Genomic DNA, 8,395 nt, shown 5'->3' on the forward strand with positions numbered 1-8,395 from the left:
GTGGCATGAGTCTGGTGGTATGAGTCTGGTGGTATGAGTGAAGCCGCCGCAGCGGTCGTGTCGAAACCCCGCCCCCGCCAACGTGGCCACGCGGCGCCCCCAGAGAAGCCACAGCGCACAGCCGCCGGCCAGGGCCAACGCGGTCCCGCTGCCTGCTCGTGCCTGCGCGCCGAGAACGACGTACGTGTCGACAATAGGAAGCACCTCACTCCGGCCCGCGCACGGGGCACGGGGCACGGGGCACGGGGCACGGGGCACGGGGCACGGGGCACGGACAAAACCCGCCGAAGTACTTGCCGCAATGGCAAATACGTCTAATTACACCTGAACTCGCAGACCCGGCGGTCTGACGCCATTGCGCACCAGCGGTAGTCATCTGTCCGCGGTTTTCGTTCGTTTGAGCAACGCCCCGATTGGCAACCCTCGTGCTATGTCGTCACCAGCCCTGAGAGCCTACGACGGGGCTGCCGCCGTGACCCCCGCCCGCGGTGCTGTTCGCAGCTCTGTGCGCGCCGGTCACGGTCGTGGTGGTGCACGACGACAGCGACGACGACACAGCGACGACGACAGCACGCGGTTGGCCGGCCGGTGCGGGCCCCACGTGCACTTCCTCAGCGTCGACGCCGTCAGCGTCGGCGCTGCGCGAGCCGTGGGCTTCGGCTATCCAAGACGGCTGTTCGCGCCGGCGCCGCGGAGGCGGGATGGCACCACCGACGCCGCCAGCCGGGTCCATCCCGGCTGGCGGGTCGCTCCGGTGCCGACCCAGGCCCCAAACCCGCACGGGTTCGCACGCCGCCTCTGGAAACTGGCCACGTCAGCGACGGGTTGTCGCGCGTGACAGCAGGATTGGTCAAGCACTGGCTGGAGACCGGTCGACTCGAGCTGCCGCTGCCCTCCTCGGGTCGCATTGCCGAGCGCTGGCAGAGCCTGGCGATGATGGCCCAGGAAGACATCGTGGCCGCCCGTATCGCCGAGGCCCACGTCGACGCCGTCGCCATCCTCGACGAACTCGGCGGTAAACCGGCCGAGCCCGGCCAGTTGTGGGGCGTGTGGGCCGCCGAGGCCTCCGACGCGACGCTGACGGCCACCGAAGCCGGCGGCACGTTCACCTTGACCGGCACCAAAATGTGGTGCTCGGGTGCCGGATTTTGCACCCACGCGCTGGTGACGGCCCGGCTTGCTGACGGCACGCACGGGCTGTTCGCGGTGTCGGCGCTCGACGCCACCGTCAAGGCGCTGCCGACCACCTGGTGGAACGCCGGGATGGCCGGCAGCGACACCCGGCCCGTGCAGTTCGCCAACACCCAGGCGGTCGCGGTCGGCGAACCCGGCGACTACCTCAGGCGGCCCGGATTGTGGCACGGGGCGATCGGGGTGGCCGCGTGCTGGCTCGGCGGCGCGCGCCGCGTCGCCGAGCCGCTGTACCGCTGCGCCGAACGCCAATGCGCGGATGCCTACTCGCTGGCCCACCTGGGCGCGGTGGACGCCGCGCTCGCCGCCGGCGAGGCGATGCTGACCACCGCCGCCGCCCGCATCGACGCCGACCCGTTCGACCGGACCGACACCGCCCAGCTACTCGCCCGACGCGTCCGCAGCATCGTCGAGCACGCGGCCGACGAGGCCATCACCCGCACCGGCCGGGCCCTGGGGCTCGGGCCGCTGTGCCAAGACGGCCGGCACGCCCAGCGGGTGGCCGACCTCACCATCTACGTCCGCCAGAGCGACGCGGAGCGCGACCTGGCTGAGCTCGGACAGCTTGCAGGACAATGTCGTTGAACACACTGAGCCGTTGAACACACTGAGCCGTTGAACACACGGAGCCGTTGAACACACTCAAGACCCTGCCGACCGCCATCGGCGTGCGCTCCGCGGCCAACGGCGCGGGCAACGGACACCCGGAGCCGGTCAGCATCGGCCGCCGGGCGTCAAGCGCCGTGATCGGCGCGCCACCCGAGTGCGATGAGTCGGTCGTGCACGCGGCCGATGTCGTTGAGGGACGGCATGTCGTTGGTGATCCGGCTGATCTCCACGCCCACGTCCGCGGCGCCGAACGGCACTCCCCCGGCACTGATGTATTCGGTGATCGCGGCGATCTCGTCGTCGGATACGCGTCGGCGCAGTAACGCGAACAGCGGCGCGTATCCGGTGGCCGGCAAACCCGAGGGATAACCCGCGCGCAAGAAACCGACCACTCTGGACACCACGTTGGCCATCGTCAGCCCACCTCGTTCGTTTCGAGGCATGCTACCGGCAAACAACCTGTGCACGGGTACTGCACCGGACGAGTCGCACACATGCACCGAGGATGGCAGCCGGCATGACGTCCCTCGCGCGACCCACTGTGCTGCTTCTCACGCGTCTCGGCGCTTTCGGTATCGCCGCGGGCGGCCGAGGTGATCAACCCGGCAGCCAGGTGGCGATGCTGGCGGGCGGCGGCGCGCACCTCTCCGGCGCACCTCCCCGGCGCACCTCCCCGGCGCACCTCTCCGGCGCACCTCTCCGGCATCAGGTGTACCACCGCTCCCGGGCTGGCCGCGACCCAAGTCCAGCAACTTCGTGGGGGCACCGCGGAAGGCTCCCGGCGGCAGGCCCGGTCCGCCATCGGATACATTCTCGGCAGGACCCACATCGAGGAGGGCACCGCAATGAGCGCTCCCCCCGATTCCTATGGCCCCGATTCCGATGGCCCCAATTCCGATGGCCCCGGGTACTACGGCCCCGGGTACTACGGCCCCGGTTCCTATGGCCCCGGGTTCTATGGCCCCAATTCCTATGGCCCCGGGTTCTATGGCCAGGATCCTTACGGGCAAAGCCCCTTCAGCTACGATCCGCTCGGGCGGGCCCCCTACGCCGCCCCGCCGACGGGCCCGCCGGTTCTCCCGCCCCCGCCGGTAGATCCCCGCCCGGCGCCCGCCAACGCGCCCGTCAACGCGTTCGCCACGCTGTCGCTGGTGTTCGCGTTCCTGTGCGCCCCCGCCGGAGCACTGCTGGGACACGTGGCGCTCGCCCAGATCCGGCGCACCGGTGAGCGCGGCCACGGCCGCGCGGTGGCCGGGGTGGCGCTGTCCTACGCCTCCGTCATACTGGCGGTGTTCGCGCTGGTCGCGTGGGCGATGCTGGCCGAGTACACGTCGAGCCGCACCGCGGCGTCCGGCGCACCTGCCAGCACGGCCGAGCCCGCGCCCACGGTGGCGCCGCGTGCCGTGGGCGCGCTGCTGCCCAACCTGGGCGACCTGCGGAACATCACCGGCGACCAGAACCTCGCGGCCGGCCAGACATGGGATCATCCGGCCCGCTCCGACCGGGAGGGAACCATCGACCGCCCGCAGTGCTGGGGAAGCATCGCGCCGGGGACCCCGGACGCCTACACCGCGGGCGCTATCTTCGGGTACCGCGCGGCGGAATTCTCCGACACCCGCAGCTTCCTCAAGTCGACACAGGTGATCCAGGCGGTCGCGGCGTTGCGCGATCCGCCCGCGGCCCGGTCACAGTTGGACACACTGCTGTCCGGGTGGCGCGACTGCGGCGGCTCCACCGTCGCGGTGACCGTCCCCGGCAGGGAGGCGATCCCGTTTTCTCTGGGCGAACCCTCCGACGCCGGTGACGGCATCACTACATTGGACCTCGCGCCGCGCGGGCTGCAGGTGCGCTCCGTGCGCGCGATCGCGGCCCGGTCCAACGTGGTCGTCGACCTGTACGTGTCCTGCAGCGGCACGACCGACGGCCGCGTCCCCCGCCAGTCGGCCGTGAGCATCGCCAACTACATCCTCGACAAGATTCCTCAGTAGGGTGGGCCGGCAGAGTGGGCCAGTAGGGTGGGGTTCATGCAATATCTCGACGTCGACGGGGTCGGCCGGGTAAGCCGGATCGGCCTGGGCACGTGGCAGTTCGGTTCGCGCGAGTGGGGTTACGGCGCCGGTTACGCCTCCGGCGCCGCCGGTGACATCGTGCGGCGGGCCCGCGCCCTGGGGGTCACGCTGTTCGACACGGCCGAGGTGTATGGGCTGGGCCGAAGCGAGCGCATCCTCGGCGAGGCCCTCGGCGCCGAGCGCGCCGAGGTCGCGGTGGCCAGCAAAATCATGCCCGTCGCCCCCTTCCCCGCCGTGGTCAGGCAGCGCGCCGCCGCCAGCGCGCGCCGGCTGGGTCTGGACCGCATCCCGCTGTACCAGATCCATCAGCCGAACCCGGTGTTCCCGGATTCGGTGATCATGCCCGGCATGCGTGGGCTGCTGGATCGCGGCAAGATCGGCGCGGCCGGGGTCTCCAACTATTCGCTGGCGCGGTGGCGCAAGGCCGATGCGGCGCTCGGCCGTCCCGTGATCAGCAACCAGGTCCATTTCTCGCTCGCCCACGCCGGTGCGCTCGAGGACCTGGTGCCGTTCGCCGAACGCGAGAACCGGGTCGTGATCGCCTACAGCCCGCTGGCCCAGGGGCTGCTGGGCGGCAAGTACGGCCTCGACAACCGGCCCGGGGGCGTTCGTGCACTCAACCCGTTGTTCGGCACCGAGAACCTGCGCCGCATCGAGCCGCTGCTGCAGACGCTGCGCGACGTAGCCGCGCAGGTGGGCGCCAAGCCGGCCCAGGTGGCGCTGGCCTGGCTGATCAGCCTGCCCGGCGTCGTCGCCATCCCCGGGGCCTCCAGCGTGGAGCAACTTGAGTTCAACGTCGCCGCCTCCGACATCGAGCTACCCGCCCCGGCCCGCGAAGCGCTCACCGCCGCCGCCCGGGCGTTCCGGCCGGTCTCGGCCGGACGCTTCCTCATCGACAAGGTCGGCGAGAGGCTCCGCCGCTAGTTTGCGCCGGGCCGCTGTCACCCCTGGGCGGACTCCGCGAACGCCGCGGGCCCGGCGGATGCGCCCCGAGCAACCACGAGCGGCATCGACGTCGACGCGTCCGTGCCCAGGATCGTGTGCACGACCGCGACGAGGTCCTCGACAGGCATCAGCTTGCCGGGCATGCAGCCGCGCGAAGCCCACAGCGGGACGGCCTTCATGGCCAGGTCCATATCCCAGCCGATATTCATGCCCGTCGCCGCGTCGCCCTCGCCGCCGGGGCACTCCCCCACGATGAGCGTGGTGAAGCCGATGTCGGGGTGCTCGGTGCGCCACGCTTCCACGAGCCGCTCCAGAGCCGCCTTGCTGACGCCGTAGGCCCCCAGCCCCGGCCACGGCGGTCCGAAGGTTCCGGCGTCGGAGGACAGGTAGACCGCCTTGCCCGCCCCCTTGCCGGCATCAGGCGTCAGGTGCGGCACCGCCGCGGCCGTGACCAGTGCCGCACCGATCACGTTGGTGTCGAAGACGCGCCGCCACGTCTCGGCGTCGGTGTCGACCATGCGCACCAGCGGCCCGACGGCCGGGGTGTAGACGAGGTTGTCGATGCCGCCCAGGGCGTCGGCGGCCTCCTGGATGGCCGAGCGGCAGGCGGCCTCGTCGGTGACGTCGCATTCGACGGCGATCGCGCCGGCCCCCGCCTCCCGGGCGGCGGCCTCGATGCGCTCACGGCGCCGGGCGAGCAGCGCCACCTGATGGCCGCGCTGCGCCAGGCCGACACCAATGCAGCGCCCGAGGCCACTCGAGGCGCCCACCACCACTGTCCGTGACATATTCACTCTTTTCTGTAACGACTCACCCACTGGCGAGAAACCTACCGGATCGCGGCGGCACGCCCGCTCAGATGTCGACGACCGTATTTCGGCCGGCCAGTTCGGCCTCGCACATCGCTGCATCGGTCCGGGCCGCATCGGTCCGGGCCGTGGTCGGTCCGGACCGTGGTCGACGAAGCCGCCTCGCCGTGCGGGCGATGGTCGCACCGATGCGATGCTCCGGATCGCCCAGATCGTGCACCCGGATTGATGGTGAACGAACGCCGTCGAAGCGGCGAGATCGGCGACGAGCTGAAGAAATCTCGGGGGTGATGGATCGCGAAGGGCCGGACGGCGCCGGTCAGGGGCCGTCCGGGGCCCGCAACACGACGGCGGTGTAGGCCTCCACGGTCAGCTTGCCACCCCCGGGCACTTCGTCGGCCGGTGTCCTCTCCTCCGGCCCGGTGAACACCACCAACCGCCAGGTCGCCGCGAATTCCTTGGGCGGAAGGGTGAATTCGATCGGCTCGTGGTGGGCGTTGAAACACAGCAGGAACGAGTCGTCGACCACCCGCTGGCCGCGCGGATCACGGCCGGGGATCCCGTGGCCGTTGAGGAATACCGTGACCGACTTGGCGAACCCGGCGCCCCAGTCCTCCTCGGTCATCTCGGCACCCTCCGGGGTGAACCAGGCGATGTCGGGCAGCCCGTCCTGGCCCCGTCGGCCCAGCGGCTTGCCGGAGAAGAACCGCCGCCTTCGGAACACCGGGTGCCCGGCCCGCAGCGCCGACACCACCCTGGTGAACTCCAGCAGGCCGGTGTCGGCGCTGTCCCAGTCGATCCAGGTGAGCTCGTTGTCCTGGCAGTAGCCGTTGTTGTTGCCGTGCTGGGTGCGCCCGAGTTCGTCGCCGTGGCAGATCATCGGCACCCCCTGCGACAACAGCAGGGTGGTCAGAAAGTTGCGCTGCTGGCGCGCGCGCAGCTCGTTGACGTCCGCGTCGTCGGTCGGCCCCTCGACGCCGCAGTTCCACGAGCGGTTGTGGCTCTCGCCGTCGTTGTTGTCCTCGCCGTTGGCCTCGTTGTGCTTTTCGTTGTAGGACAACAGATCCCGCAGCGTGAACCCGTCGTGGGCGGTGACGAAGTTGATGGAGGCCACCGGCCGGCGCGCGGTGTGCTCGTACAGGTCGGCCGAGCCCGAGAGCCGGTAGGCGAACTCGTCGAGGGTGGCGGGTTCGCCGCGCCAGAAGTCGCGCACGGTGTCGCGGTACTTGCCGTTCCATTCCGTCCACTGCGGTGGGAAGTTGCCCACCTGATAGCCGCCCGGCCCGACGTCCCAGGGCTCGGCGATGAGCTTGACCTGGCTGACTGTCGGATCCTGTTGCACGAGTTCGAAAAACGTCGCCAGCCGGTCCACGTCGTAGAACTCGCGGGCCAGGGCGGAGGCCAGGTCGAACCGGAAACCGTCGACGTGCATCTCGAGGACCCAGTAGCGCAGCGAGTCCATGATCAGCTGCAGTGCGTGCGGATGCCCGACGTTGAGGCTGTTGCCCGTGCCGGTGTAGTCCATGTAGTACTTCTTGTCGTCGTCGACCAGGCGGTAGTACGCGGCGTTGTCGATCCCGCGCATCGACAGCGTCGGGCCCATGTGGTTGCCCTCGGCAGTGTGGTTGTAGACCACATCGAGAATCACTTCGATGTCCGCCTCGTGCAGGGCTCGCACCATCGCCTTGAACTCCTGCACCTGGCCGCCGGGGGACCTGGAGCTGGAGTATTTGAAGTCGGGCGCGAAGAACCCGATCGTGTTGTAGCCCCAGTAATTCGACAGGCCCTTCTCGACCAGGGTCGAGTCGTTGGCGAAGTGGTGCACCGGCATCAACTCGATCGCGGTGACGCCGATGCTCTTGAGGTGCTCGATGATCGCCGGGTGCGCCACCGCGGCGTACGTGCCGCGCATCTGCTCGGGAATGTCGGGGTGAGTCTGGGTCAGGCCCTTGACGTGCGCCTCGTAGATGACGCTGTCGGCGTACTGGTGGTCCGGCGGCCGGTCGTTGCCCCAGTCGAAGTAGGGGCTGATGACCACAGACTTGGGCATGCTGGGCGCGGAGTCCTCGTCGTTGCGGCTGTCGGGGTCACCGAAGTGGTAGCCGAACAGGGACTGGTTCCACTCGAAGCTGCCGTCGATCGCCTTCGAATACGGGTCCACCAGAAGCTTGTTCGGGTTGCACCGCAGCCCGCTCTCCGGCTCGTAAGGGCCGTAGACGCGGTAGCCGAAGCGCTGCCCCGGTTCGACGCCGGGGATGTAGGCGTGCCAGACGAACCCGTCGACCTCGGGCAGCGTGATCCGGCTCTCGTTGTCGTCGGCGTCGAACAGGCACAGCTCCACGCGTTCGGCCACCTCGGAGAAGACCGCGAAGTTGGTCCCCGCGCCATCGTAGGTGGCACCCAGCGGGTAGGCCCTGCCCGGCCACACTTCACCCGTGGGCGTGGGAAAGCGCGATTCGGCGGCTGTCATGGCGCAGCTCATACCCCGGAGGCGCGGCAACCAAACCGGCCGCCCCTGCTCCCGCGCACCCGCAACGTCCCGCTGCGTAGGGAAATACTTTGGCCGACAACGCTTTCGCAGGCCAGTCGAGAGCCGGTCGGTCACGGCCTCAGCGGGACGTTCACGGCACCGTCCTGTTTCTTCTGGAAGATCCCGTAGTCGCGGGGCGGGCTTGCGGATCAGTGCTGCGGCGGTTCGGCATCCCGCGCGGGCTCGCGGGCCTTCGCCCCGTCACGCAAGCTGCGGTTGGTGGACCGCAGATCGGTGTTGTC

Annotated in this window: 6 protein-coding genes; 3 read left to right on the forward strand and 3 right to left on the reverse strand. The window is 69.9% G+C overall.

The window, feature by feature from the left end; genetic code table 11:
• The first annotated feature begins 834 nt into the window (after positions 1-834).
• The gene (locus tag AC2VOK_RS13040; RefSeq protein WP_428900854.1) at positions 835-1,776 is read left to right on the forward strand and encodes an acyl-CoA dehydrogenase family protein; all 942 of its coding nucleotides are present in this window, start codon (positions 835-837) and stop codon (positions 1,774-1,776) included.
• A 149-nt stretch (positions 1,777-1,925) separates the two neighbouring features.
• On the opposite strand, the gene AC2VOK_RS13045 is transcribed toward AC2VOK_RS13040, so the two are convergent.
• Positions 1,926-2,213 (reverse strand): DUF3349 domain-containing protein, encoded by a 288-nt coding sequence (locus tag AC2VOK_RS13045; protein WP_428900855.1) that lies wholly within the window; start codon positions 2,211-2,213, stop codon positions 1,926-1,928.
• 432 nt (positions 2,214-2,645) lie between these two features.
• Between AC2VOK_RS13045 and AC2VOK_RS13050 the strand changes: the two genes are divergently transcribed.
• Both AC2VOK_RS13050 and AC2VOK_RS13055 read left to right on the forward strand, forming a co-directional pair.
• Positions 2,646-3,788, forward strand: coding sequence for a sensor domain-containing protein (locus AC2VOK_RS13050; protein ID WP_428900856.1), 1,143 nt, complete (start codon positions 2,646-2,648; stop codon positions 3,786-3,788).
• 36 nt (positions 3,789-3,824) lie between these two features.
• Complete coding sequence (locus AC2VOK_RS13055) at positions 3,825-4,793, forward strand: aldo/keto reductase (protein ID WP_428900857.1); 969 nt, start codon at positions 3,825-3,827, stop codon at positions 4,791-4,793.
• A gap of 17 nt (positions 4,794-4,810) precedes the next feature.
• Here AC2VOK_RS13055 and AC2VOK_RS13060 read toward each other — a convergent pair whose 3' ends face one another.
• Positions 4,811-5,590: an SDR family oxidoreductase gene (locus tag AC2VOK_RS13060; RefSeq protein WP_428900859.1), complete on the reverse strand. Its 780-nt coding sequence runs from the start codon at positions 5,588-5,590 to the stop codon at positions 4,811-4,813.
• A 352-nt stretch (positions 5,591-5,942) separates the two neighbouring features.
• Positions 5,943-8,093 (reverse strand): glycogen debranching protein GlgX, encoded by a 2,151-nt coding sequence (gene glgX / locus AC2VOK_RS13065; RefSeq protein WP_428900858.1) that lies wholly within the window; start codon positions 8,091-8,093, stop codon positions 5,943-5,945.
• Positions 8,094-8,395: the final 302 nt, after the last annotated feature.

This window comes from Mycobacterium sp. TH-M116, assembly GCF_057473685.1.